We start from the raw sequence: 25,010 nt of genomic DNA on the forward strand, positions 1-25,010 counted from the left end.
TGCATGCGCGGCGCGCCGGTATTGCCACGTCAATGTGCGTCGCGTAGGCGAAGCAGATAGGTCGCGGTGACCGCGACAGCGCGGTCCGTGTCCCGGGAGAGCTCGATGAGGGCACGTGAGGCCGTGTCCCCCGGGATGTCCGCGAGCGACTGGGTCAGCCGTACGCGTGCGGGGGCTTCGGCGGTGCCGTGGGTGGAGTGGCCGGCCGTGCCGCCGACCTCAGGGAGAGGCTGGGCGGTGCCGGTGCCGGTGCCGGTGCCGGTGCTGGTACTGGTGTCGGTGCCGAGGCGGTTGACGAGTCCGTCGGCGATCCGGTCCGCCGTCGCCGTATCGCTCGCCAGCACGCTGAGGGCATCGGCGGCGTCGGTGTCGTTCCGGCCGTCCACGATCATGTCGATGAGCACCGGGATCGCATCGGCCACGCCGCGAGTGCCGAGGGCCAGGGCCGCATGGCCCCGCACCACGACATCGGGGTGTGCGAGGGCGTCCCGCAGGTGGGTGGTGGGTTCGTCACCGGCCAGCTCGGCGAGAGACCGGACGGCACGTTCACGCACCGCGGCCACGGGTGAGTCGAGACCCTTCGCCAGCAGTGCCGTGCCGTCGGCGCCGGATCGAGCCAGCGCCCACCGAAGGGCTCCGGCGACATTCGGCTCCGTCTCCCGGAGCACCGCCTCGACGAGGGCCTCCACCGGCACCTCGTCACCGGCGGACAGGGCCGCGCGCTGACGTGCGGCGGGGCTCTTCGAGCCGAGGGCCTGAAGGACGGCGACGGCCTGGAGCACGTCCTCCCAGCCGGCCGGTTCCGTTGCGTCGATACGGCGGAGTCGCGTGAGCAGATCGGTCTCGGCCGCGATGCGTTCGCGCGTCTGACGGATGAGGTCGTCGACGAGTGCCGAGGGCGTGAATCCGGGGTCGTCGAGCGCGCGTCCGATCTCGCGCAGCGACAGACCCAGCGACCTCAGGCTCTCGATGTGGAAGATCCGCCGGATGTCCTCACCGGAGTACTCCCGATAGCCGGAGCCGGTACGCCCCGACGGCCGCAACAGCCCGAGCGACTCGTAGTGCCGCAGCATGCGAGCACTGACCCCGGACCTTCGCGCCACCTCACCGATCAACACGTCCCACTGTCCCTCCGGGCCGGACTCACGATCAACATGTCCTACTGCCTCTCCCGTGCGGGCCCGCGATCAACACGCCCTACTGCCCCTCCCGACCGGACCCGCCAAGAGCCACGACGCGCTTCGCCTCCTCGATCGCGAACTCGAAACCGGCATCAGGGTCGCGCAGCAGCCGCTCCGTGGCGAGCGCGTGGGTGCGCACGCGCGGGTCGGGGGCCGCTGCCGCAACGCGCAGCGCCTGCTCCACGACCTCGCCGAGCGCGACCAGCGCCCGACTGAGACTCAGCTGCGTCTCCCGCTCACCTCGCCCGAGCTGCGTCGCCAGTACCGAGGCCAACCCGGACTCCTCTCCTTCCGGCACCAGTACGACCGCAGCCCGCCACGCGCTCCGCGCCACCTCGTCATCGGCGTCGGCCAGAAGCGCCTGCGTGATCGCCGGCCACCCCCGCCGGTCCCCGATCTTGGACAGCGTGTGCAGCGCCTGACTACGAGCTTGCGCCCGCTCCGAACCGACCTCGCGGAGCAGTTCGGGGAGCGTCACGGAAACCGGGTGGCGGGTGAGCGCCCAGGTCAGCATGTCGCGCACGAAGAAATCCGACTCGACCGCGCACCGCTCGACGAGCTTCCCGACAAACCCCGCCTCCGGCGCCGAGCCCACCACCAACGCCGCCCGCAACCGCACGGCCGACCGCTCGTCGTCCAGCCCCCGCAGCGCGTCTTCCGCGCCCGCACCCTGCCTCGTGGCCACAGCAACCACCTCCTGAGCAGGCAGTGAACGCCTTGTCACCGTGTCAAGGTCAAAGCCTTACGGGCGACGGCTGACGTGGCGCTCCTGTCGTCCGGCTTCGCCGGCGATCAGGAACCACTTCAATGGCACCGTGACCAATACACCGACGGCCGGCGACAGGACCGTGGCCGGGCACGTCCCACTCGACGACGTCATCAAGGAACTCGGCCGACGCAGACCGGTTTTCCACTCCGAGGCCGACCTCCAGCACAGTTTCGCCAGGCTGCTGTGGGAACTGGACCCGGACGTGCACTCCAGGCTCGAAGTACCTCAGCGGCACCAAGACAGGACCGAGTACCTGGACCTGCTGTGCTTCAGCGATACGGCCCGTACCGCGATCGAGTTCAAGTACTTCACCCGGCGATGGACGGGCACCGCAGGCACGCCGCCGGAGGACTACGCCCTCAAGGGACACGCGGCCACGGACCTCGCCCGCCTGCACTTCGTACGGGACATAGCCAGGCTGGAGCGCTTCTGCCACCGGCCGGACCAGAACGGTCTGGCCATCATGCTGACCAACGACCCGGCCCTGTGGAGCGTCCCCGGCCCGGGGCGAGGCCGGACGCGAGACCGGGAGTTCCGGATCCACGAAGGAAGGGAGCTCACCGGCACGCTGCTCTGGGCCGGAGGCACGTACAAGCGCAACACCTGCACGTTGCGAGGCACATACGGCCTCGACTGGGAGCCGTACTCCGAACTGGAGGGATCAGGCGGCGAGTTCCGCTACATCGCCGTGCACGTCAGCCCGGACCAGGACGACCTCGACGACCTCGACGACCTCGACGACCCGACCACACCCGGACAGACCTGAACACCCGAAACCCTGCACGGCCCGAGACGGAGCCCGGTGGGAGGCATGCGCCAGGGCGGTACGCATGATCGCCGCCGCCCGTGGCGCCCGACCTCGACGACCCACTCGGAAAGATCATCCTTCGGCTTGCGCGACACCGATCGGACAAGTCCCGCCCGTGCCGCCGAGCCTGCAGCCGTCGGTTCGTCTTCTGGCTGAGGCCCCGCAAGCCACTGGAGCCTGATTGGTCTGCCGCCTCCGGCGCGGGCGCTTGGTATGAGCTATGCGGATGACGGATGGAACCGCCCTTGTCTGCCGGGCTCCCTCGGAGTTGGAGCAGTGGATGTCCGATCGAGCCGAGATCAGAGCCTCGTGCGGCTGTCGCACGAGGCTCTGGCGCGCATGGCCGCCGTACGAGGTGTGCGGAACGGTGAGACGGTCCGCGGATTCGACGTCAAACCTGCCGGATCCGGTCGGCGACCTCCGGCCTCGCCGCGAACCCGGCCGCCTTGTACGTGGCGACGCCGCCGACGTTGGAGCTTGGCGTGCACACGCGCACGCTTGACGAGCCCATCTCTCGCAGTGCGGCCGCCCCAGCGACGGTGATCGCCCGGCCAAAGCCGCGGCCGCGCTGGTCCGTGTGGACGCCCATGGGCTCGACCAGTCCCGGCTTCCCCGGGCCGGCCGACCAGACCGTCACCACCGCTGCGGGGTTGCCCTGGTCGTCGTAAGCACCCAGGCAGCGGGCGTCGGCGTAGAACGGTGCCGCGGACATCTTGTGCCGGTACTCGTGCGTCGGCCTCGTGGGGTTGAACGCGGACCGCAGAACGTCGGCGAAGTCCTGTGCCTGCTCAAGGCCGATCTCCTTGAGCCTCACGCCGGGGTCCTCCACCACTTCGACGAGGTCGCGGAAGAGCGGCGTCCATGGCTCGTCGACGCCCCAGCCCTCCTTGGTCAACAGGTCATGGAGCAGCAGGCCCTGCGGCGCCTCGATGGACACCGTTCCTTCCGGCAGCACGCCGCGCTCGGGCAGCGAGAAGTCCTGGACGAGTCGCCGCGCCAAGTCCTCGTCCTGGAAAGCGTCGGAAGCGACCGTCATCCGCACGAGCGTCGGCGAATCCAGCATCCCGACGGCGAGGATCCGTCCGTTCCGGCTCCAGGTCCGGACCGCCGCGGCCGCCTCGGCCGTTCCGAACCGGTAGTTCCAGCCGATGTCCCCGGGATGCAGCTGCATCGGCGCTTCGTCGTGCTGCCACTCCCGCAGCGCCGCAATGGCCTCGCGCACTCCGTCGGCCGACGGCGTCCTCAGCACAATTGTCATAGCCGGGATACGACACCCCCGTCTCGGTGGCGGGCAACCGATTAACTGACCAGGTGCTTCAAAGTGATGGTGGCGGGAGGTCGATGGCGAGTCCGGTCCCGGCGAGGGAGCGGTCGAGGACGTCGGGGCGGTACTGGAGGCGCTTGAGCTGTGTTCCACGTGTGCCCATGGGCAACACTCGACCGCGTTCACCCCGGACGCGTAGGCGGGCAGGGTGAACAACGTCAGCCACGTGGTGCGTCGATCAGATCGCGCATCGTGTGGGAAACATGGGTGTTAATGCGGTCTCACACGAACACGACCCGTACTCCGGAGCCGGCGGCCGGGTGGATGAGACAGTCATCCGCGTAGGTGGGCAAGAAGCTCGCCTTCGGCGGGATATGCGTGTTCCTGGGGCAGCAGTCGGGTGGCGGAGTCCAGGTCTCCGCCCTTGACGAGGGCGTTGATCTCGTGGGCGAGTGGGGTCACATCGCGGATGGCGACCGTCCATTCGTCCGCGTAGCGTCGTACGGCCTCACCGGAGAGGCCGAGTTGCAGGGATCGGTAAGGCAGCGGCTGAAGGTGCAGGTCCCGCTCGGGGTCCCACTGCACACGAGCAGGCGCACGCTTCAACTCACGCTGCCAAGTGGCTCGGTCGGGGTGCACCCCGCGGGCGTAGCTCGACAGGCACGCGTGGCGCAGCGCCCACTCGAAGCCGTCACGAGCGATCTCGACAGCGAGGACGGTCTCCTGCCCGGGCTTCGCGCCCCAGCCGCAGCGGTACATCATCCACAGGAACGAGGGCTTGATCCACGTCATCCTGTCCCGCTTCCACACGGAGGGGAAACGGCCCTCGCGGGCCGCCGGCAGGCCTATCTCCGGGGAGTACGCCTGGTAGACGGTGATCGTGGACTCGGCATAGGCCGCACGGATCACGCGTTGCGGTTCTTCCATGGCGTACAGCGTGGCGCCTGCCGGATCAGGCGGACACTGATTTTCGACCGCCGTGCCTTGTGGAGAGGGCGTGGAGAGGGCTCGCGGGCGCGCGGTGCGGTTGGCGGTGCCACGGCCGGCCTCTTCGAAAACCCGGGCCCACACCGGCTACTTGTCCGCGACCTCCGGCACAGAAGCGATGCCCGTCGGGCAGGACGACCCCCGGTTCGTCTCGAACGGGGTGCTTGGCTTGGTCCCCTTCCCATCCAGCCTGCGGTACCCCGCGTGACCCCCGTACCCTTGACCTGCGGCACAGGCCAACCTCGCCGGGGTGATGGAGATGCTCGATCTTTCCTCCGCGCTGTCCGATGTTCCGCCTGTACGGGGCCGGGCGCCATGGCCCCATCACGAGTACGTCAAGGGCTGGGGCGTCTTCGGACTTCCCTTCGATTCCGGTCACGTGCTCGCCCTGCGCGTCTTTCCGGAGAACTGCTTCGGTCCCTACCGCACGCTGTGGCATCGCGACCCGAACGGCAGCTGGTCGATTCACGTCGACGGGCCACGCCTGGACACCGCGTGCCCCAGGTACTACGGCGCCGCCTGCGACCGCACAGGCCATGCCCGGATCGGGCTCACGTGGGCGGGCCCCGCCACCTTGCGGGTGACGATGGATTCGCCCTCCCTGGACTGGACCCTCACCGCCTCCGCGACCCGACTGCTCGGTCTCCTCAACGGCATCAGTGCGGCCCTGCCGCTCGCCTCCTGGCGCCCTCGACCCCTGGTGCGGGCTCGCGAGCGTCTGGCCCGTGCGCTGGGAATGGGGGACCTACAGCTGTCCGGCACGATGCCGAGCGGTCACACCGGAACGCTCATGCCGCAGCGCATGTATTTCGTCGACGACTCGCATGGCACATTCGATGGCATCGACCTCGGGCGCCCGACCCGGCTGAGGGAGAGCCCGCGCATCGGTGACGTGCCCCTGCCGGCCCGCGGCGTTCTGGCCGTCGGCCAGGCGGTATGGGAGATTCTCGACCCGGCGGAATATGAGCGCACTCGCACCGAGACCGCCGGGGACCCCACCACGCCGGGGGCGGGAAGTCCGTGACGACCAGCGAGTGGCCACCGAACGGCGAACGGCCCGGGGAATCCAAGGTGGCATCCGCCCAGCGGAGGTGATCGTCGGCCCACGGTGCGCTTGTCGGCGCCACACCGGACCTCGTCGAACACCCGGGCTACTTGCCCCTGACCTCCGGCACAGAAGCGATGCCCGTCGGGCAGGACGACCCCCAGTTCGTCTCGAACGCGGTACTCAGCTTGACTCCCGTGCCGCCCAAGCCGCAGTAACCCGCCGGGTTCTTGTCGAGGTACTGCTGGTGGTATGCCTCCGCCGGGTAGAACGGGCGGCCCTCTGACGGGAGGATTTCTGTGGTGATCTTGCCGTAGCCCGAGGCTGTCAGGACCTGTTGGTAGGCGTCGCGGGAGGACTCGGCCGTCTTGGTCTGGGCCGGGGTGTTCGGGTGGATCGCCGAGCGGTACTGGGTGCCCACGTCGTTGCCCTGGCGGAAGCCCTGCGTGGGGTTGTGGGACTCCCAGAAGGTCTTCAGGAGGCGGTCGTAGGAGATGACGGTCGGGTCGTGGACCACGCGGACGACCTCCGTGTGGCCGGTGAGGCCCGAGCAGACCTCCTCGTAGGTGGGGTTCTCGGTGTAGCCGCCCTGGTAGCCGACCAGCGTCGTCCACACACCTGCCGGGAGCTGCCAGAACTTGCGCTCCGCACCCCAGAAGCAGCCCAGCGCGAAGTCGGCTGTCTCCAGGCCCTCGGGGTAGGGGCCGAGGAGCGGGTTGCCGAGGACCGTGTGGCGATCGGGGACCGTGAAGATCGGTTCCGGGCGGCCCTGGAGCGCCTGCTCGGGGGTGGGCAGGACCGGCGTACGGCCGAAGAACATGGCGGTTCCTTCCGGTGCGGACCTCGCGTGTCTTGTGGGTGGGGGACCGAGGTGGGTGCGGTGCGTCGCGGTCCCCGTGCAGCGGCAGCCCTTGAACGTCCCCGTGCGCGGCATCCCTTCAACGTCCTCGTGCAGCGGCATCCCTTCAACGTACGGCTGAGGGATCGGATTCCGCCCCGTGCCCCGTTCAGTGCGGCAGCGTCGCCGGGCTTCCGCCGTTCGCCTCGTAGCCCGCCACCGCCAGTGCCCGGTAGACCGCGAACTCCGCGGCCGGGTCGGCGGACAGCGTCCACGGGAGGGCGCCGACATGGCCGTCCACGTGGAGCAACTGGTCCATGGCCTCCGCCCAGCGTTCGCCGCGGACCAGGAAGAAGACCAGCAGGTGGCGTACGTGCGCCAGCATCGGGTCGTCCGAGCGGGCCGCGTGCACCGCGAACAGGGCGCCGTGCATCGCCTTCGTCACGACCTCGCTCTGGTAGAAGCCGCTGACCAGGTTCACCTCGGGCAGGTGCTCGAAGACCGCGAAGAGCGGCATCGCGGCGAGGAGGGAGCCCTGGGGAGCGCGGGCCGCCGCCGCTTCCGCGAACTCGTAGGCCAGTTGGCGGGAGCCGTGCCACTTCTCGCACCAGTAGTGCAGAGCCGCCAGGTGGGCACCCATGTGGGACGGGGCGCGGTCCAGGATCTTCAGCCAGAGCTGCTCGAACTCCGGGCGGGGGTAGGCCAGTCCGCGGGCCACCGACAGCTCGATGATGTAGGGGATCGGGTCACCGGGGGCCAGCAGGGCCGCCTCGCCGCACGCCGATCTCGCCTCCTCCATGATGATCCGGAACTCGTCCGTGCCCGGGGTCGCCGTGCGCCACGCCTGCTGCACCAGGAACTCCGCGTGTACGGCCGCGCCGCCCGCGTCCTTGGGCTGCTCGGTGCGCCACACCCGCAGCCACTGGCCGCCGGGTGCCTCGCTGACGCCGCCCGGGCGCTGCTGCAGCTCCAGCGCGGCGGCGCCGGCGAATGCCTGGATGCGCTGCCAGCGCTTCTCGCCCTCCGCCTCCGTGCCGGCCAGGAGCTGTGCGGCGGCTCGGTAGTCCTGGGTGCGCTGCACCAGGTCGAGGACGTCCAGCAGGTCCTGGTCGGGGCCGGGCATGCGGATGTCCAGCTCCTCCTGCCGTACGAAGCCGTAGTTCGCCGGGTCCGCGGCGTCGGGGTGGCCCGGCGGGACCTGCTCGATCATGCCTCGCCTGCGGCGCATGAACGGCACCAGCACGAAGCCGATCATGAGTAGCGCGACCAGGACCCAGAGAATCTCCATGCCTCCAGCGTTCCAGACGCCGCCGACAAATGGCCAACGAGGTCGGGGTGCCTGTGGAGAAAGGGTTCTGCGGGGGGGGGGGCGAGTGTGGGCGTTCGTCGTCCTGTGCGGCCTCGGTGGGTGCGGGCCTGTATGCCTGCGACGGCCCGTTGCCGGGCTGTGGGGGTTCGCGTGGCGCCTGCGGTCCCGTGGGTGGGTCGGGGCCGTGCCGGGGGGTGTCCGTCCTCGGTCGGGCGGTTGCTGTGTATCGGCAGGGCGCCCCGCGTTGACGCCCGCCGCTGCGGGCGGACACCCCCGGCCCGTCCCCGTGCCGCCGTGGGCGGGTGCGGGCGCTTGGGGGTGCGCCATCGGCCGTTACTGACGCCGTCCGGCATCAGGAGCGTTCGCGGACTACGCTCGTTGCTCATGAGCGACAGGCACATCAGTCAGCACTTCGAGACCCTCGCGATCCACGCGGGCAACACCGCCGATCCCCTCACCGGCGCGGTCGTCCCGCCGATCTATCAGGTTTCGACCTATAAGCAGGACGGCGTCGGCGGCCTGCGTGGGGGCTACGAGTACAGCCGTAGCGCCAATCCGACCAGGACCGCCCTGGAGGAGAACCTCGCCGCCCTGGAGGGCGGTCGTCGCGGGCTTGCGTTCGCGTCCGGACTGGCGGCCGAGGACTGCTTGTTGCGTACGCTGCTCAGCCCGGGCGATCACGTGGTGATCCCCAATGACGCGTACGGCGGCACGTTCCGGCTGTTCGCGAAGGTGGTCGCCCGGTGGGGGGTGGAGTGGTCGGTCGCCGACACCAGCGACCCGGCCGCCGTGCGGGCCGCCATCACCCCGAAGACCAAGGTCGTCTGGGTGGAGACCCCCTCCAACCCGCTGCTCGGCATCACGGACATCGCCGCCGTCGCGCAGATCGCGCGGGACGCGGGCGCGAAGCTGGTCGTCGACAACACCTTCGCCACGCCGTACCTCCAGCAGCCGCTGTCCCTCGGCGCGGACGTGGTGGTGCACTCGCTGACCAAGTACATGGGCGGTCACTCGGACGTCGTCGGCGGTGCGCTGATCGTCGGTGACTCGGATCTGGGCGACGAACTGGCCTTCCACCAGAACGCCATGGGCGCGGTCGCCGGGCCCTTCGACTCCTGGCTGGTGCTGCGCGGCACCAAGACGCTGTCGGTGCGCATGGACCGGCACAGCGAGAACGCCACGAAGATCGCCGACATGCTGACCCGGCACGCGCGCGTGACGCGTGTCCTGTACCCGGGCCTGCCCGAGCACCCCGGTCACGAGGTCGCCGCCAAGCAGATGAAGGCGTTCGGCGGCATGGTGTCCTTCCAGGTCACGGGTGGGGAGGAGGCCGCTGTCGAGGTCTGCAACCGCGCCAAGGTGTTCACGCTCGGCGAGTCCCTGGGCGGCGTCGAGTCCCTCATCGAGCACCCGGGCCGCATGACCCACGCCTCGGTGACCGGCTCGGCCCTGGAGGTGCCCGCCGACCTGGTCCGCATCTCCGTGGGCATCGAGAACGTCGATGATCTGCTGGAGGACCTCCAGCAGGCCCTTGGCTAGAGGTCCTGCTGAAGGGGCTCTCACCAGCCCGTCAGGGGTGGAGTCGTCTCCGACGGCGGCTCCACCCAGGGCTGGGCCATCAGTGCCCACACCACGAACGCCACCGTCGCCGCGAACAGCAGCAGGTACGTCAGCCGTAGCGTGATCCTCCTGCGGCGCAGCAGGTGGCCGCCGCGTCGGACGACCTCCGTGTACAGCTCGGGCGGCACCGGTGGCGGCGTGCGCTCCATGATCTGTCGGGCGGCCGCTTCCCGTTGGGTGCGGTTCACGGTGACACCGCCTTCGCGCCCAGTACGGCCGGGGCGGGCCCGCGCGGTGGATGCAGCAGGGTCGCCGTCGCCCGGTCGCAGATCGTGTGGACGCGCTCCCTGGGCAGGCCCAGCAGCGCTGCCGTCTGCTCCTCGGCCACACCCTCGTACAGCCGCAGGACCAGGACCAGGCGTTCCTGCGGGGTGAGGCTCGCCAGCGGGCCGGCGGCGTGCGTGCGGGAGCGGCCGAGGGCGCCCAGGCTGCCGTACTGGTGCCAGGCGGCGCGCGAGAAGCGGGTGGCCAGGTACTGGCGGGTGCGGTCGTACGGGTCCTCGCCGCGCAGTCGGTCCCAGCACGCGTACGTGTGCGCGAGGGACAGCGTCAGCAGGCGCCGCGCGCGCGGGTTGTCGTCCCTCGGCTCCGCGGTGAGCAGCGTGGCGGCATGCAGCAGCCGCCCGGCCGCACCCGCGACGAAGGCCTCGAATTCCCGGTCCCGGCGGGCGTCCTGGACCGCCTTGCGTCGTCCCACCGCCCCTCCCGCCTGACCGCGCTCTGAGGAACCGGCCCCGGCCCCGCGCGCGACACGCCGGTCGCGCACGAGGAGGACCCGGTTTCATATGAGGCCAGCGACGGCCCGGGGTCAAGAGCCGGGAGCGGATCATCCGTGCACGCGTGCGTGCCGGACGGACAGCGCCGGTCCTCTTCGCCCGGTCCCGATGCGTGCCGGTCGGTCGTTCGGCTCCGTGCCGGTTGCCTCGGGTCAGGTCGCCGCGTTCGGCTCCGTGCCCGCGATTCCCTGGGCCGCCATCCGGGTGGAGAGCGCGACGTTGAAGCGGGTGAGGAGCGTGCAGAACGCCTCGCGCTCCTCGGGCGCCCAGTCCTGCGTCAGTTCGGCCATCAACTGGCGTCGCGACGAGCGCACTTCCTCCAGTCGCGACTGCCCGCGCGGAGACAGCTGGAGCACCACCGCACGTCCGTCCTCGGGGTGCGAGGTCCGCTTGACGAGCCCCGTGTCGACGAGCGGTGCCACCTGCCGGGTGACGGTCGACGAGTCGATCCCCATGCTTGCCGCGAGCGCCTTGACCCCCATGGGGCCTTCCTTGTCCAGGCGGTTGAGCAGCAGGTATGCGGCGCGGTCCATGGAGTTGCGCACCTGCCCGACACCACCGAGCCGGGTCTGTTCGGCACGGCGGGCGAACACCGCCACCTCGTGCTGCAGCGTGTCGAGGAGACCGCTGTCAGCGACGGTCGTCATGTCCATCGACATTTCAGGTGTTGTGGGCATGGCCGGGGGCTCACTTCATGAAGGGGGTGCTGGGTTGGGGGACAGGGTACGCGGCCCGGAGGCGGGGTGTACCGGCGCTGCGCAAACCCATCTCGGTGCTTGGTCACACCCGGGCTCCGCGCCTGTGAACTGCGAGACTTGTGTCATGAGCTACCGCACGGCTGACTCCTTGCCTCCCGTCACGCTCGACGACGTACGGGGCGCCCAGAAGATGCTCTCGGGCGTGGCACGGGTGACGGCGATGGAAGGCAGCAGGCACCTGTCCCAGCTGGTGGGTGCGCCGGTGCACCTGAAGTGCGAGAACCTTCAGCGGACCGGATCGTTCAAGCTGCGCGGCGCATATGTCCGGATCGCCGGGCTGCTGCCGGAGGAGCGCGCGGCGGGGGTCGTGGCGGCGAGCGCCGGCAACCACGCGCAGGGTGTCGCCCTGGCGTCGTCGCTGCTCGGCGTGCGTTCGACCGTGTTCATGCCGAAGGGCGCGCCGCTGCCGAAGATCAGCGCGACACAGGACTACGGCGCCGAGGTGCGCCTGCACGGGCAGGTGGTCGACGAGACGCTGGCGGCGGCGCAGGAGTACGCGGCCGAGACCGGCGCGGTGTTCATCCACCCCTTCGACCATCCCGACGTCATCGCAGGTCAGGGCACGGTCGGCCTGGAGATCCTCGAACAGTGCCCGGAGGCTCGCACGATCGTCGTCGGCATCGGCGGGGGTGGGCTCGCGGCGGGCATCGCGATGGCCGTGAAGTCGCTGCGGCCCGACGTGCGGATCGTGGGCGTGCAGGCGGCGGGCGCCGCGGCGTACCCGCCCTCGCTCGCGGCCGGGCACCCGGTCGCCGTCGACAACCCGGCGACGATGGCCGACGGCATCAAGGTCGGCCGGCCCGGTGACGTGCCGTTCCGGATCATCGGCGATCTGGTGGACGAGGTCCGCACGGTCTCCGAGGACGAGCTGGCCACCGCCCTGCTGCTGTGCCTGGAGCGGGCCAAGCTGGTGGTCGAGCCGGCCGGGGCGAGCCCGGTCGCGGCGCTGCTGAGCGACCCCGGCGCCTTCGAGGGCCCGGTCGTCGCGGTGCTGTCCGGCGGGAACGTCGACCCGGTGCTGCTGGAGCGCGTCCTGCGGCACGGCATGGCCGCGCAGGGCCGCTACCTGGCCGTACGTCTGCGGCTGACAGACCGGCCGGGTGCGCTCGCGACACTTCTCGGGGTGTTGTCAGTGGTGGACGCTAACGTCCTCGATGTGAGTCACGTACGGACCGACCCGCGGCTCGGGCTCACGGAGGCGGAGGTCGAGCTGCACCTGGAGACGAAGGGGCCCGTGCACTGCGTCGAGGTCGGCCAGGCCCTGCGCGAGGCGGGCTACACCGTCATCGACTGAGGCGCGAGCGGTCGCGCCGAAGGGCGAGGCGGAGGACGGAAGTCCAGGTCGCAGGCTCTTGGTCACTCATTGGGGTAAGTCCATTGAGAGACGCGATACATCGCGTTATGGTGTGTCTCGATAATCCACCGCTGAGACGAATGAAAAGTGCAAACCTAGCCTTTCCGAAGCTTCCCCGATGACGTGGAGACTCATATGCCAGGCGCCATCTATGCCGAAGGTCTGGTGAAGACCTTCGGCGACGTAAAGGCTCTGGACGGCGTGGACTTCGATGTCCCCGAGGGCACCGTCCTGGGTCTGCTCGGGCCGAACGGCGCGGGCAAGACGACGGCCGTCCGCTGTCTGACGACACTGCTGCGGCCGGACAGCGGCTCCGCGATCGTCGCGGGCATCGACGTCCTGAAGAATCCCGACGCCGTCCGCCGCTCCATCGGCCTGTCCGGCCAGTTCGCCGCGGTCGACGAATACCTCACCGGCCGCGAGAACCTCCAGATGGTCGGCCAGCTCTACCAGATGAAGGCCAAGGCGGCGAAGGCCCGCGCGGACGAGCTGCTGGAGCAGTTCGACCTCGCCGACGCCGCCGACCGGCCCACGAAGACCTACTCCGGAGGCATGCGCCGCCGACTCGACCTCGCGGCGGCCCTGGTGGTCTCACCTCCAGTGATGTTCATGGACGAGCCCACCACCGGCCTCGACCCCCGCAACCGCCAGCTGCTGTGGGAGGTCATCAAGCGACTGGTCTCCGGAGGTACGACGCTGCTGCTGACCACCCAGTACCTCGAAGAGGCCGACCACCTCGCGCACGACATCGCCGTCGTCGACCACGGCCATGTCATCGCCACGGGCACCTCCGACCAGCTCAAGGCCCGCACCGGCGGCGAGCGCGTCGAGGTCGTGGTGCACGAGCGCGACGACATACAGACCGCCTCGGAGGTGCTGCGCGGCTTCGGCAAGGGCGACACCACGGTCGAGGACCACATGCGCAAGCTCACCGTCCCCGTGACCGGTGGCGCCAAGCTGCTCGCCGAGGTCATCCGCGAGCTCGACACCCGCGGCATCGAGATCGACGACATCGGGCTGCGCCGCCCCACCCTCGACGACGTGTTCCTGTCCCTCACAGGCCACGTCGCCGAGGTCAAGAACGAGGAGAACGGCAAGCAGGACAAGGCCACGCAGGACAAGGCCAAGCAGGACAAGAAGGAGGCCGCGAAGTGAGTGCCGTCACCGCCGCCGCGAGCGGACTCGGGGCCCGGAAGGGGCTGGTCAAGTGAGCACCATGAACGACTCCCTGGTCATCGCCAGACGGAATCTGATTCGCATGACCCGGATTCCCGAGATGATCCTTTTCGGGCTGATCCAGCCGGTGATGTTCGTGATCCTGTTCACGTACGTCTTCGGCGGTTCGATGTCGATCGGCGGCAGTACCGACCCGGACGTCTACAAGAACTTCCTGATGGCCGGGATCTTCGCGCAGACCGTCACGTTCGCCACCGCCGGGGCGGGGGCCGGTATCGCCGATGACATGCACAAGGGGCTCATCGACCGGTTCCGCTCGTTGCCGATGGCGCGGGGCGCGGTGCTGACCGGCCGCACCGTCGCGGATCTTGTGCAGACGGCTCTGACCTTGCTGGTTCTCGCGATCGTGGCTCTGCTCGTCGGCTGGCGCCCCGGATACGCGGAACCGACGAACTTCGGGAAGGTCATGGCCGGCTTCGGCCTGCTGCTTCTGCTGGGATACGCCTTCACCTGGATCGGCGCCCTGATCGGCCTGTCCGTTCGCACGCCGGAGGCGGCGACGTCGGGAGGGCTGATCTGGCTCTTCCCGGTGACGTTCATCTCGAACGCGTTCGTGGACTCCAGCCAGATGACTCCCTGGCTGCGGCACATCGCCGAGTGGAATCCGTTCAGCGCGACCGTGCAGGCGTGCCGTCAGTTGTTCGGTGACCCCGGGCTCTCCCAATCCGATGCCTGGCCGATGCAGCATCCGATCTGGGCGTCGGTGATCTACTCGATCCTGATCGTCGTCATCTTCCGCACGCTCGCGGTGCGCAAATACCGCCGGGCGGACGGTTGACCGTCCATCGTCCGGCACAACGAGAAGGCCCCGTCACACAATCCCTGGACGGGGCCTTCTTGTTCGCCGACCTACGGCGGAGGTCGGCTCAGGCCGGCAGACAGGCCGGGACGTCCGCAGTGGACGAAATCACCTCGGCCTGCAGCCAGCCGGCCGTGGGATAGCCGTTGACCGCCGTGACGACGAGATAGAAGATGCCGTCGCCGACGGGGCTCTGCACGGTGCACGCGGCAGAGACGTTGGTGCCGCCGATCAGCGGAGTGATGACGTCGGCGTTGTTCTGCGGGGCGGCGAGAAGGTTGGACGTCTCGACACCGACCTGGGGGAGGGTGTCGGCTCCCGTGAGGCCCCCGCGGCCGACGGTGTGGTTGCTTCCCGTGACGTGCCCGGTGCCGGTGAGGATCTGTCCGCACGACGCGTAGGTGTTGGTGTTGTTGTTTCCCTGAATGTTGATGTAGCACGGGCCGGACTGGTCACCCGTGTTTGCGGCGTGGGCCGCGGTGGCCGTACCGACAGTGCCGACGAGAGCCAGAAGCGACGTGGCCATGGTCAGCGTGAGGCGCTTGAGCAGCATGTTTCACTCATTCCACATGATCGCACTGAGGATTGCGTCGTCATCGTGGCTTTTGGCCTGATTTGGGTCGTGGAGGCGTGACCGAGGCCTCGCCCGGTTGGCTCACAACGGCCAATGCAATGAGCCGAGTTGTCGGTGAGTATGACTTTCGGCCCGGCGGCACCCCGGCGGCATGACGAAGCCCCCGGCGCCGGGAAGCGGCGGGGGCTCGTGGAAAGGCCGGTGCTGAAGGTCCCGAGGGCGGGATCAGCCGTTGTAGGGCTCGGCCTTGAGGATCTTCACCGAGGCGATCTTGCCGTTCGGCAGCTCGTACTGGGCGTCCTCGCCGACCTTGTGGCCGATCACGCCGGAGCCCAGCGGGGACTGCGGCGAGTACGTCTCGATGTCGGAGCTCGCGTACTCGCGCGAGGCGAGCAGGAAGGTCGTCGTGTCGTCCTCGTCACCGTCGAAGGCGATCGTCACGACCATGCCGGGCGCCACCGCACCGTCCGCCGACGCCGGCGCCTCGCCGACCTGGGCGTTCTCCAGGAGCTGGGTCAGCTGGCGCACACGGAGCTCCTGCTTGCCCTGCTCCTCCTTGGCCGCGTGGTACCCGCCGTTCTCGCGCAGGTCGCCCTCCTCGCGCGCGGCCGCGATCTTGGCGGCGATCTCCGTGCGCGCAGGACCAGACAGGTACTCCAGCTCGGCCTTGAGCTGGTTGTACGCCTCCTGGGTCAGCCAGGTGACGTTCTCGCTGGTCTGGGTCACAGGTGCTCCTCGTCGGTACTGGGAATACAAAGCATCGCCCTACCCAGAAGGATGTTCCTTCACGGAAGGGCGAAACCACGAGCCTAACAATTCAAAGGCCGAAGGGGGAGGACATAAGCCATCAGAATCGCATCAACGCAGGTCAGCGCCTACGTATTACGGGCCGATCCGGTCGATGTCGATCAAGGTCGGTCGGATTCGGGCGGTTGGATCAGTCGGAGTGGCAGCCGAGCAGTTCGGCCGTCGTCCCCTGGGACGTCGTACGGAGCGTGACGACCTTGTCGATCCGGGTGGCGTCGCCGTCGAAGCGGAAGTCGGCCCGGCCCACCTCGGCACCGTTCTCCGCCTGGGAGCGCAGGGTGCAGTAGCCCGAGGCGCCGGCGTCCTTGCGGACCTCCAGATGCACCTTCACCGCGTCCGTCTGGGCGTCGAACTCGATCACCTCGGCGCTGATCTTGTTCTGGCCGACGTAGTAATAGGCGAAATAGCCGATCAGCGCGAGGAGCAATGCCCCGAGGACGCCGCCGACGACCTTGAGTGTGCGGTCGGCGCGCGCGTCCGAGGAGCGGCCGTAACGGCCCTCGGGTACTCGGGTGCTCGCCGTACTCATGATCGTCCTCTCCGCCGGGACGGGACCGATGTCCCGATAGCGGGCCTTGGAGCTGTACCGCGGAATTATCCGCCCCTCGATTCGGTCACTATAGAAGCCTCCCGCCCGCCACCCGACCACCGCCCCTCAACGACGTCCCTGCGGGACGGCCCCTACTTCATTGCCCCGGCTCACACCGGGGCGCCGACTATGAGGATTGAGTCTTGACTGACCAGCTGCGACTGATGGCCGTGCACGCCCACCCCGACGACGAGTCGAGCAAGGGCGCGGCCACCATGGCGAAGTACGTGTCCGAGGGGGTGGACGTGCTGGTCGTGACCTGCACGGGCGGGGAGCGCGGCTCCATCCTCAATCCGAAGCTTCAGGGCGACAAGTACATCGAGGAGCACATCCACGAGGTACGCAAGAAGGAGATGGACGAGGCCCGCGAGATCCTCGGGGTGAAGCAGGAGTGGCTCGGCTTCGTCGACTCCGGCCTGCCCGAGGGCGACCCGCTGCCGCCGCTGCCGGAGGGCTGCTTCGCCCTGGAGGACGTCGACAAGGCGGCCGGTGAGCTGGTGAAGCAGATCCGTTCGTTCCGTCCGCAGGTGATCACCACCTATGACGAGAACGGCGGCTACCCGCACCCCGACCACATCATGACCCACAAGATCTCGATGGTGGCCTTCGAGGGCGCCGCGGACGCCGAGAAGTACCCGGAGGCGGAGTTCGGCCCGGCGTACCAGCCGCGGAAGCTCTACTACAACCAGGGCTTCAACCGCCCCCGCACCGAGGCGCTGCACCACGCGATGCTGGACCGCGGTCTGGAGTCGCCGTACGGGGACTGGCTCAAGCGGTGGGACGAGTTCCAGCGCGCCGAGCGCACGCTCACCACGCATGTCCCGTGCGCGGACTTCTATGAGATCCGCGACAAGGCGCTGATCGCGCACGCCACGCAGATCGACCCCGACGGCGGCTGGTTCAAGGTCCCGATGGAGATCCAGAAGGAGGTCTGGCCGACCGAGGAGTACGAGCTCGCGAAGTCCCTCGTCGATACCTCCCTCCCCGAGGACGACCTGTTTGCGGGCATCCGCGACAATGCCTGACATGAGCGCAAGCGCAAGCCTGGCAATGACACAGCTCGTCACCCTCGCCAAGGAGGTGGACGAGGACAAGGTCACCCCCGGCGTCCTCGGTTTCATCGTCTTCGCGGTGATGGCACTGGCGGTCTGGGGCCTGATGAAGTCCATGAACCGCCACATGAACAGGGTCGAGTTCACGGAGGTCCCGGATCCGAAGGCGGCCGACTCCCGGGACGCGGACGCGAAGAGCTGACCCTCGGCACGCGATCCACCGCCGGCATGACTTCACGACAGCCTGTCCGTTTCGTGAAGTCATGCCGTGACGTCCGCCTGCCCCCACCTCCGAGGCACGCTGCCACGTGCCGGGGCGAACTCCGCGGTCTCGGGATCACCGGGAGTGGTCGGCCAGGGACAGCAGCAGGTGCGCGGACTCGGGCCGCAAGTGGTCCGAGTGCGCGCCGGCGGGGCCGGACCCCCGGACGAAGACCTCACCGGCATCGACGCTGACGAACTGGTGGTCGAGGCCGCGGAGCGGATAGCGCTCGTCAGGCGGCAGCATCCGGATCGATGAAACGGGCTCGGGGGCGGTCCCGATGCCCGCGTACCCGATGCCGGCCCGCCGCTCCGCCCGTAGATGCCAGAAACCGGTGGCCCGGTCGTGCTGGGAGTACGTCGCGACGACCGGTCCGCGCAGGGGCGCCTCGGCGAGTGTGGTGAAGCTCGTGGCGAAGGCGTCGCGCGGGGCCGCCATCTGCAACAGCAGCATCGAGTCCACGGTGAAGGGCCGCCCGTGCGGCTTCGGCGTGCTCCACCCCAGGGTGGCCGGTTCGTCGCCCGCCGCCCACTGCACCGCCTCGCACAGGAGGCGACAGCCGAAGGAGTGGCCGATCAGGTGGAGATACTGGCCTTCCCGGTTGGCGAGCACGGGCGGGGCCGCCGGATCGGGGCGTCGGCTGTCCAGGTAGCCGAGGAGGCTTCCGATGACACGGGCGGCGTGGCCCTGCGTACTCATGGCGTGCGCGCGGTCGCGGATACGGCGGTAGCCGCCCAGAGACGGCAGGGAACGGGACGGCCAGCGGATCAGCACGGTCCAGGGGCGCCAGGGCCGCAAGCCGGGGTACAGGGCCGGTCGCCGCTCGTGCTGGGCTGTGGTCAGGTCCAGCAGCCGCCGGGTCGTGGCGTGCGCCGAGTCGGGCGAGGTCTGCCAACCGTGGACATAGACCAGCAGGTCGGTCGCCCAGGCGGGTGGGGACAGCCGTTCGGCGAAGTGGGTGGTGAGCCGATGGGCGGGCACGGGGCGCGATCCCGTCGGAGTCTCCTCCACGAGCCAGCCGGTGGTGTCCAGGTCGATCACCGTCAGCGTCACAGTCCGCGCTCCAAGCGATTGTCCATCCCACAGTGCAGGGCGTAGGCGAGGCCCAGTGGATTGCGGTGGACGTCGGCGAAGTGCCGTGCCAGGTCGTGGGCGATCGTCCCCGCGGTCTCCTCGCCGGACAGATAGCGGGTCACGTACAGCAGCGCGTACTCGGCCGCGAAGAGCTGGGGCATCTCTATCTGCGGTCCCAGCACTCCGGCGGCACCGGCCTGGATGAGCGCCCCGCCCAGATACGCCAGTTCGGCGTCGCCCGGGATTCCGGCGTAGCAGGCGTTGAGCAGCACGAGCGGGTTGCGGCGGAGCAGGGTGCCGTCGGCGGCGCCCTGGCGGGCCAGCAGCGTGTGCGCGTCGATGTCGCGTCCGTCGCTCAACTGCACCACGAGGAGCGGAGCTTCGGTTTCCGCGCTCCGGAACCGCCCGTGGCACCAGAAGTACATGAACTGCTCGTCCAGTTTCCCCGCCACGATGTCGTCCAGCAGGTCCTGACGGGTGCGGCGTTCCACGAACGTGGTGTCCGTGCGCAGTACGGCCGCGACCTCGGCGGCCTTGGTCCGGCCCGCGGCGTCGACTCCGGTGTCGTGGTTCAGGCTCACGGACGGCGAGGCGAGGGGGAGCATGGGCTCCTGAGGGTCGGGGAGTTCGGGGTAGTACCCGCCCGTCTGCTCGATCTGGTGGCGGTGCCCGAGGAAGCGCAAGAAGAGGGCGTCCAGGTCACTGCCCGCGGTCGGGTCCCGCGGCAGGCACAGCAGCGGCCACGGCAGGAACAGCACGTCCGAGTCGAAGCGGACGCGCAGGTCCTTACGGCCGAGTACCTCGATCAGCACCTGGCGTACCCATAAGGCGCGCAGATTGAAATCGGCGAGGAGCACGTCGAACAGGAGATGGGCGCCCTGCGTGGCCAACTCGTCCAGCACCGGGCGCAGTTCCTCATCCTTGCCGGTGAGGTCGACCTGCGTGGCGTACGGGTGGTCGGGGCGCCCCGGGTCCGGCTTCCCGTCCGGCATCCACGGCCGGGCGGAGACGAACTCGGCCTGCCAGCGCCGGCGCAGGGCCAGGCCGAGCCGCTGTACCTTCTCGGGCCGCACGTCCAGGATCGCCAGGACCTCGCCGTACCGCCCGGGCGGCACCTGGGGCCCGTACACGCGGACGCGGAGCCGGTCTCCGCCGTACTGGTCGAAGGCGACGACCACGTCCGGGTGTCTCGCGGTGGGAGGGGGGAAGCGGGTGAAGTCATGGCTCGGGTTCCGGACGACGTGTGTGTCGAGGGCGCGGGGCACGCGATCACCCCACTTCCGCGTACAGGGCGACGGGGGTGGCCGGCGCGTCTCCGGCCGGCCCGTCGGTGACATGGACCGTGGTCTTGACCCGCTGGAGGACGGTGCCGGTCGCGGCGTCGTGGACGGTGACGGCGATCCGGTGCGTTCCGGACCGCTCGGGTGTGAAGAGGACCTGGCCCGCGCCGGCGTCCCCCCACTGGGGAGGCCGGAGCTCGACGCTGACCGGCTCGATCAGCGCCTGGGTGAGCGGGGTCGCCGTGGCAACGAGCTGGGGACGGGCGGCTCCCGGCTCCGACCACCGGTGCAGCGGACCCGGCTGCACCCGAAGCTCGATTTCCGCGGGAATCCCCGAGGCCGGGTTGTCGTCCATGAGGACCAGCAGAAGCCGGCAGGCATCGGGGGCGAGCTCTTCGGGGAAGGACCTGATGGGACCCATGAGCTGGGGCTGCTCCGCCATCGCCCACAGCTCGTGGAACTCGGCGGCGCGGTCCTCGACATGCGCCGACTCGGCCTTCAGCCAGGTCCCGGCCGGTTGGGACCACGGACCCCACTCGGTCTCCAGGCACAGTGCCCCGTCGAAGATGACCAGGTCACTCACCCGGGGCATCGACGGCAGCTGTGACCGCACCGCGATGCGCACTGATATGCCATGCCGAAGGTGTTTCTCGCAGAGTGCTCTGAGCTCGGGTGTGACCTCGTCCGGATGCCGCACGACGAACAGGCGCCGGATCTCCACGCCTCGTCTGCTGACGGCCTTCTCCTGGGCGGCGAGATACCGGTCCCCGGGCCCGCCGAACCAGAAGTCCCGGTCCGCCACGGTGGTGACGGCGTCGACGGTCATCCTGGCGCATTCGGTGAGGGAGATCAGCCACTCGTGGTCCTCGCCCGGCCTGTGCGCGCTCCCACTGCCGAGGCCCGCCAGCAGCTCGGCCAGGCGGGTCAGCCGCCTCCCGGCGAAGGCCTGCGCAAGGTCGCCGTCCCGTTCACGGATCCTCGTGTACGCGAGGACCAGCCGGGTCACCTCGTCGGAGCGGACCGGCGAGGGGTCGGCCGGGCGGAACAGCTCCGTCGCTGTGAGGACTTCGGCCGAGCGCTTTTCGAACTGTTCCAACCGCTTCCCGAAGTCCACCAGGTACTGCACGACCAGTGCCGCGCCGCCGATGGCGATGGACGCCGTCCACGCCCACGCCCGGCTCAGGTCCTGGGCCAGGACGACCGTGAGGAAGAACCCGCCCGTCATCGCCGACGCGGTCACCAGTATCTTGCGCGGCACGGTCGATCGGCGTCGCCGCCGGTTCCATGGCGCGGTCCGACTCCATCCTGACCCAGGTCCATTCATTGCGGTCCCCCCGCCGGACATGCGCTTCGTGCCGCACCTCGCACGCTCTGCGCCGAAAACCGGACCCTCTCACCGGGGCGAAGCCGCGACCGGTACTCCCATGACTTCCCGCGCATGCCGGTTCGGCACCATCCCCAACCGCCAAGCCTGCCAGCCGGCTTCCAGGTTCACGCCCCTTTCCAGCAACAGGCGGTACGCCTCCACGTAGTCGTCCAGCTTCGCGTCCCGCAGCGGATGGCCGGCCCGGGACAGCTGGGCCAGTTCCTCCTGGGCCACCGCCGTGCCGACCTCCACCCCGCCGGGGGCGGCGTACGGCAGCAGGGTGGAGCGCAGGAAGCGGGCCCAGTCCTCGCCGCGCCGGTCGCCGTACGACGCGAACAGGCCGATCGCGTCGTCGCACAGCGTCAGCGCCTGCTGGGTGCGGGCGTTCCCGGCGTCCACGACCGCCAGCTCCAGGCAGGTCCACGCCTCGCCGTGCGCGACGCCGATGCGCTGGAAGTCGGCGCGGGCGTCCACCAGGAGCTGACGGGCGAATCCGGAGTTGCGCAGGGAGCCCGTCTGGGCCGCCCGCTGGTCGCGGGTCACCCGTGCCGAGTGGTGCCGGGCGCACGCCAGCCCGTACACGTCGCGCATCCGCGAGAACATCGTCCGCGACCGCTCCAGCTCCCGTACCGCGAGGTCGAGGTTGCCCGTCTCCTCCAGGGACTGGCCCAGGTAGTAGAGGGACCACGCCTCGCCGCGCGCGTCCTCGTTGTCGCGGTGGCGGGCGGCCGCCCGGCGCAGGCCGTCCACCGCCGGGGACGGGTCGCCGGCGACCAGCCGGGCCCGGGACAGCTGGGTCAGCGCCCAGGCCTCGCCGCGGGCGTCGCGGGTGCGGCCGTACAGGTCCAGGGCCGCCCGCAGGTCCTCGTCCGCCCGCGGTACGTCGCCCATCCGCAGGCCCAGCTGGCCCAGCTGGAAGTGGGCCCACGCCTCGCCGTGCAGGGACTCGCCGGCCCGGTGCAGGGACAGGGACTCGGTCAGCAGGTCCAGGGACTCGGCGACATGGCCCCGGTCGCGTTCCACCGCCGCCAGCGCGTGCATCGTCCAGGCGCGGTCCGTCGACAGCTCGGGCGCCGACTGGAGGTCCAGGGCCTCGCGGAGCTTGGCGGCCGCCTCGGTGAGGTTGCCCTGGTGGTGCAGGGTGATGCCGAGGGAGCACAGGGCCCGGGCCGCGCCCGCGTCGTGCTGGGCCTCCATGTAGAGCTCGACCACCGAGGTCAGCGTCGCGCGGGCCTTGTCGAGTTCGCCGAGCTGCCGGGCCGCGATGCCGGTGCGCCACTGCACCGAGCGGACCAGCAGGCCCTTGTCCACGGCCTGCGCCAGCTCGCTGATCTCACCGAGCCGGTAGAGGTCGCCGCGCAGCAGGCAGTAGTCGCACAGGGCGCCCAGCAGGTTCAGCACCGCCGCCTGGTTGGCGTCCTCCGCGTGCCGCAGGGCCGCGGTGATGAAGCTCGACTCGTCGTCCAGCCAGCGCAGCGCGTCGTCCAGCGAGGTGAAGCCGTGCGGGCTGAAGCGGTCGGAGCGGGTCGACATGTTGCCGTCGACCAGCCGCAGCACGGAGTCGGCGAGGTCGGCGTAGTTCACGATCAGCCGCTCCTGCGCCGCCGTACGCTCCGCGGGTTCCTCCTCGTCGAGGAGGCGGGCCTGGGCGAAGGCGCGGACCAGGTCGTGGAGCCGGTGGCGGTTGCCGCGGACATGGTCGATGAGGCCCGACCTGGCCAGCTCCTCCAGATGACGCGTCGCCTCCGCCTCGTCCGTGGCGAGCAGGGCCGCCGCCGCTGCCGCGCCCAGCGAGGCCCGGCCCGCCAGCGCGAGCCGGCGCAGCAGCCGCCGGGCCGCCTCCGACTGGTCGGTGTAGCGCAGCCACAGCACCCGCTCGATCGGCTCCACCGGGCCGTACGCGCCCAGGTCCGTCGCCAGTGTGCGCGGTGAGCGCGGGCCCAGCGACGAGCCGGCGACGCGGAGCGCCAGCGGCAGGCCGCCGCACAACTGCCGGATCCGGTCGGCCGATTCGGCGTCGTAGGGGCCCGAGGCGTCCTGTGCCGCCGCGGTCAGCAGCTCCTCCGCGCCGGCCGCGTCCAGCGCCTCGACCGGGAGGTGGTGCACCCAGGCGGCGAGGTCGGGCAGGTCGAGGGGTTCGCGGGTGGTGACCAGGACCAGGCTGTCGGAGCGTTCGGGGACGAGGGTGCGGACCTGCTCGGCGTCCGGGGCGTCGTCCAGGACGACCGTGACGGGGAGGCCGGTGAGGTGCTGATGGTAGAGCTCGCCGAGCCGCTTGACCTGCTGCTCCGCCGACGAGCGCTCACGGAAGAGGAGTTGCTCGCGCGGGGCGCCCAGCCGGTTCAGCAGGTGCAGCAGCGCGTCTCGTGTCGACAGCGGCGGCTCCTCCGTGGTGTCGCCGCGCAGGTCCACCACGCACGCGCCGCGGAACTGGTCCTTCAGCTCGTGGGCCGCGCGGACCGCCAGTGCGGTACGGCCGCTGCCGGGCGGGCCGTGCAGGACGACGACCGTCGGCCTGGTCTCCGTACTCGCGCGTGCCGCCTGCACCCACTGCCCGATGCGGGCCAACTCCTGCCTGCGGCCGGCGAACGGGCCCGTCGGCTCGGGGAGTTGGGCGAACGACTGCTCCAGTACGTTGCGGCCGCGCGCGGCGGCGCTCTTGTCGGCGCCCCGCAGCCGCGGGCCCGTCTTCTTCGGGCCGGTGGACGCGCTGAGCACCCGCTGCTGGTCGAGGAAGGGGCGGATGCCGCGGACCTCCAGCGCCGTCAGCCATTGCAGGCGCAGCTGTTCCGGGCCGCCGGGCTGGCCGACGGCGCCCGCGCGCTGGTGTGCGGCGGGCAGATGCGTGCCGGCGACCTTGGCGACGGTGGCCGCGGCGCCGACGACGCCCACGGTGACGCCCGCGCCCACCGCGGTGCTCGCGCCGGTGCCGAGCGCCAGGTCGGACACGGCGGCCGCGACCGCGGCGACGCCGGCCACCATCAGGGGGGTGGCACCGCCCTCGCGTGCGAAGCGCTGCCCGAAGGTGAGCCGGCCGGCGTCCGCCTCGTCCAGTGCCCGGGTGTACGCCTCGTACTCCTCGGCGGCCGCCCCGGCCATGGCGTCGAGCGCGCCGCGCGCCCGTGACAGCAGCACCTGCCCCTCGATGCGGCCGCCCGAGCGCCGCACCTCCTCCTCGACGGCCCGAGCCAACAGCCTCTCGGCCTCAGTCCGATGGCTGTCCCGCATGTCACGTCCCCCTCCGGCAGCGATGGCGTTCTTG

General features: G+C 70.2%; 24 protein-coding genes. 8 read left to right on the forward strand and 16 right to left on the reverse strand.

Going from position 1 to position 25,010, the window contains the following annotated elements:
• Nucleotides 1–29: 29 nt before the first annotated feature.
• Nucleotides 30–1,118, reverse strand: coding sequence for a MerR family transcriptional regulator (locus PGH47_RS26930; RefSeq protein ID WP_271665547.1), 1,089 nt, complete (start codon nt 1,116–1,118; stop codon nt 30–32).
• Between the two features lie 79 nt (nt 1,119–1,197).
• A complete protein-coding gene (locus PGH47_RS26935) occupies nt 1,198–1,866 on the reverse strand; it encodes a HEAT repeat domain-containing protein (protein WP_271665548.1) in 669 nt (222 codons plus the stop codon).
• A gap of 130 nt (nt 1,867–1,996) precedes the next feature.
• Here PGH47_RS26935 and PGH47_RS26940 point away from each other — a divergent pair, with 130 nt between their 5' ends.
• The gene (locus tag PGH47_RS26940) at nt 1,997–2,716 is read left to right on the forward strand and encodes a hypothetical protein (RefSeq protein WP_271665549.1); all 720 of its coding nucleotides are present in this window, start codon (nt 1,997–1,999) and stop codon (nt 2,714–2,716) included.
• Between the two features lie 433 nt (nt 2,717–3,149).
• On the opposite strand, the gene PGH47_RS26945 is transcribed toward PGH47_RS26940, so the two are convergent.
• Nucleotides 3,150–4,016, reverse strand: coding sequence for a GNAT family N-acetyltransferase (locus tag PGH47_RS26945; protein ID WP_271665550.1), 867 nt, complete (start codon nt 4,014–4,016; stop codon nt 3,150–3,152).
• Between the two features lie 339 nt (nt 4,017–4,355).
• On the reverse strand, nt 4,356–4,949 hold the full coding sequence (locus tag PGH47_RS26950; RefSeq protein WP_271665551.1) for a DUF4291 domain-containing protein: 594 nt from the start codon (nt 4,947–4,949) through the stop codon (nt 4,356–4,358).
• 310 nt (nt 4,950–5,259) lie between these two features.
• Between PGH47_RS26950 and PGH47_RS26955 the strand changes: the two genes are divergently transcribed.
• A complete protein-coding gene (locus PGH47_RS26955) occupies nt 5,260–6,033 on the forward strand; it encodes a hypothetical protein (protein WP_271665552.1) in 774 nt (257 codons plus the stop codon).
• Nucleotides 6,034–6,160: 127 nt separating this feature from the next.
• On the opposite strand, the gene msrA is transcribed toward PGH47_RS26955, so the two are convergent.
• Both msrA and PGH47_RS26965 read right to left on the reverse strand, forming a co-directional pair.
• Nucleotides 6,161–6,874, reverse strand: a complete 714-nt coding sequence (msrA, locus tag PGH47_RS26960) for a peptide-methionine (S)-S-oxide reductase MsrA (protein WP_271665553.1) — start codon at nt 6,872–6,874, stop codon at nt 6,161–6,163.
• Nucleotides 6,875–7,061: 187 nt separating this feature from the next.
• Complete coding sequence (locus tag PGH47_RS26965) at nt 7,062–8,180, reverse strand: hypothetical protein (RefSeq protein ID WP_271665554.1); 1,119 nt, start codon at nt 8,178–8,180, stop codon at nt 7,062–7,064.
• Nucleotides 8,181–8,585: 405 nt separating this feature from the next.
• Between PGH47_RS26965 and PGH47_RS26970 the strand changes: the two genes are divergently transcribed.
• Nucleotides 8,586–9,740: a cystathionine gamma-synthase gene (locus tag PGH47_RS26970; RefSeq protein WP_093866061.1), complete on the forward strand. Its 1,155-nt coding sequence runs from the start codon at nt 8,586–8,588 to the stop codon at nt 9,738–9,740.
• A gap of 20 nt (nt 9,741–9,760) precedes the next feature.
• On the opposite strand, the gene PGH47_RS26975 is transcribed toward PGH47_RS26970, so the two are convergent.
• From PGH47_RS26975 to PGH47_RS26985, 3 genes are all read right to left on the reverse strand, one after another.
• Entirely contained in the window at nt 9,761–10,009 is a 249-nt protein-coding gene (locus tag PGH47_RS26975) for a hypothetical protein (protein ID WP_271665555.1), read from the reverse strand.
• Nucleotides 10,006–10,518 carry a sigma factor-like helix-turn-helix DNA-binding protein gene (locus PGH47_RS26980; protein ID WP_271665556.1) on the reverse strand — a complete coding sequence of 171 codons (513 nt, stop codon included), beginning with the start codon at nt 10,516–10,518 and terminating at the stop codon, nt 10,006–10,008. Before PGH47_RS26980 ends, PGH47_RS26975 begins: the two co-directional genes overlap by 4 nt.
• A gap of 231 nt (nt 10,519–10,749) precedes the next feature.
• Entirely contained in the window at nt 10,750–11,256 is a 507-nt protein-coding gene (locus PGH47_RS26985) for a MarR family winged helix-turn-helix transcriptional regulator (protein ID WP_126897875.1), read from the reverse strand.
• Between the two features lie 163 nt (nt 11,257–11,419).
• Between PGH47_RS26985 and ilvA the strand changes: the two genes are divergently transcribed.
• The 3 genes from ilvA to PGH47_RS27000 all read left to right on the forward strand — a co-directional run bounded on the left by ilvA (nt 11,420) and on the right by PGH47_RS27000 (nt 14,723).
• Nucleotides 11,420–12,649 carry a threonine ammonia-lyase gene (gene ilvA / locus PGH47_RS26990; protein WP_107903643.1) on the forward strand — a complete coding sequence of 410 codons (1,230 nt, stop codon included), beginning with the start codon at nt 11,420–11,422 and terminating at the stop codon, nt 12,647–12,649.
• Nucleotides 12,650–12,844: 195 nt separating this feature from the next.
• Nucleotides 12,845–13,864 (forward strand): ATP-binding cassette domain-containing protein, encoded by a 1,020-nt coding sequence (locus PGH47_RS26995; RefSeq protein WP_271665557.1) that lies wholly within the window; start codon nt 12,845–12,847, stop codon nt 13,862–13,864.
• A gap of 61 nt (nt 13,865–13,925) precedes the next feature.
• A complete protein-coding gene (locus tag PGH47_RS27000; RefSeq protein WP_107903638.1) occupies nt 13,926–14,723 on the forward strand; it encodes an ABC transporter permease in 798 nt (265 codons plus the stop codon).
• 88 nt (nt 14,724–14,811) lie between these two features.
• Here PGH47_RS27000 and PGH47_RS27005 read toward each other — a convergent pair whose 3' ends face one another.
• The 3 genes from PGH47_RS27005 to PGH47_RS27015 form a co-directional block, all read right to left on the reverse strand.
• Nucleotides 14,812–15,297 (reverse strand): hypothetical protein, encoded by a 486-nt coding sequence (locus tag PGH47_RS27005; RefSeq protein ID WP_271665558.1) that lies wholly within the window; start codon nt 15,295–15,297, stop codon nt 14,812–14,814.
• 246 nt (nt 15,298–15,543) lie between these two features.
• Entirely contained in the window at nt 15,544–16,044 is a 501-nt protein-coding gene (gene greA, locus PGH47_RS27010; RefSeq protein ID WP_030951085.1) for a transcription elongation factor GreA, read from the reverse strand.
• Nucleotides 16,045–16,255: 211 nt separating this feature from the next.
• Nucleotides 16,256–16,654 (reverse strand): DUF4307 domain-containing protein, encoded by a 399-nt coding sequence (locus tag PGH47_RS27015; protein ID WP_125528530.1) that lies wholly within the window; start codon nt 16,652–16,654, stop codon nt 16,256–16,258.
• 224 nt (nt 16,655–16,878) lie between these two features.
• Between PGH47_RS27015 and mca the strand changes: the two genes are divergently transcribed.
• Both mca and PGH47_RS27025 read left to right on the forward strand, forming a co-directional pair.
• Entirely contained in the window at nt 16,879–17,739 is an 861-nt protein-coding gene (gene mca, locus PGH47_RS27020) for a mycothiol conjugate amidase Mca (RefSeq protein WP_271668166.1), read from the forward strand.
• Nucleotides 17,732–17,968: a hypothetical protein gene (locus PGH47_RS27025; RefSeq protein ID WP_271665559.1), complete on the forward strand. Its 237-nt coding sequence runs from the start codon at nt 17,732–17,734 to the stop codon at nt 17,966–17,968. The genes mca and PGH47_RS27025 overlap by 8 nt, the downstream gene beginning before the upstream one ends.
• A gap of 135 nt (nt 17,969–18,103) precedes the next feature.
• Here the strand turns inward: PGH47_RS27025 and PGH47_RS27030 are convergent, their stop codons facing one another.
• The 4 genes from PGH47_RS27030 to PGH47_RS27045 form a co-directional block, all read right to left on the reverse strand.
• Complete coding sequence (locus PGH47_RS27030; RefSeq protein ID WP_271665560.1) at nt 18,104–19,081, reverse strand: hypothetical protein; 978 nt, start codon at nt 19,079–19,081, stop codon at nt 18,104–18,106.
• Nucleotides 19,078–20,367: a hypothetical protein gene (locus tag PGH47_RS27035; protein WP_271665561.1), complete on the reverse strand. Its 1,290-nt coding sequence runs from the start codon at nt 20,365–20,367 to the stop codon at nt 19,078–19,080. The genes PGH47_RS27030 and PGH47_RS27035 overlap by 4 nt, the downstream gene beginning before the upstream one ends.
• 4 nt (nt 20,368–20,371) lie before the next feature.
• Nucleotides 20,372–21,640: a DUF6879 family protein gene (locus tag PGH47_RS27040; protein ID WP_271665562.1), complete on the reverse strand. Its 1,269-nt coding sequence runs from the start codon at nt 21,638–21,640 to the stop codon at nt 20,372–20,374.
• A 135-nt stretch (nt 21,641–21,775) separates the two neighbouring features.
• A complete protein-coding gene (locus PGH47_RS27045) occupies nt 21,776–24,976 on the reverse strand; it encodes a tetratricopeptide repeat protein (RefSeq protein WP_271665563.1) in 3,201 nt (1,066 codons plus the stop codon).
• Between the last annotated feature and the right edge of the window lie 34 nt (nt 24,977–25,010).

This window comes from Streptomyces sp. HUAS 31, assembly GCF_028198125.1.
GTDB classification, from domain to species: Bacteria; Actinomycetota; Actinomycetes; order Streptomycetales; family Streptomycetaceae; genus Streptomyces; species Streptomyces chartreusis.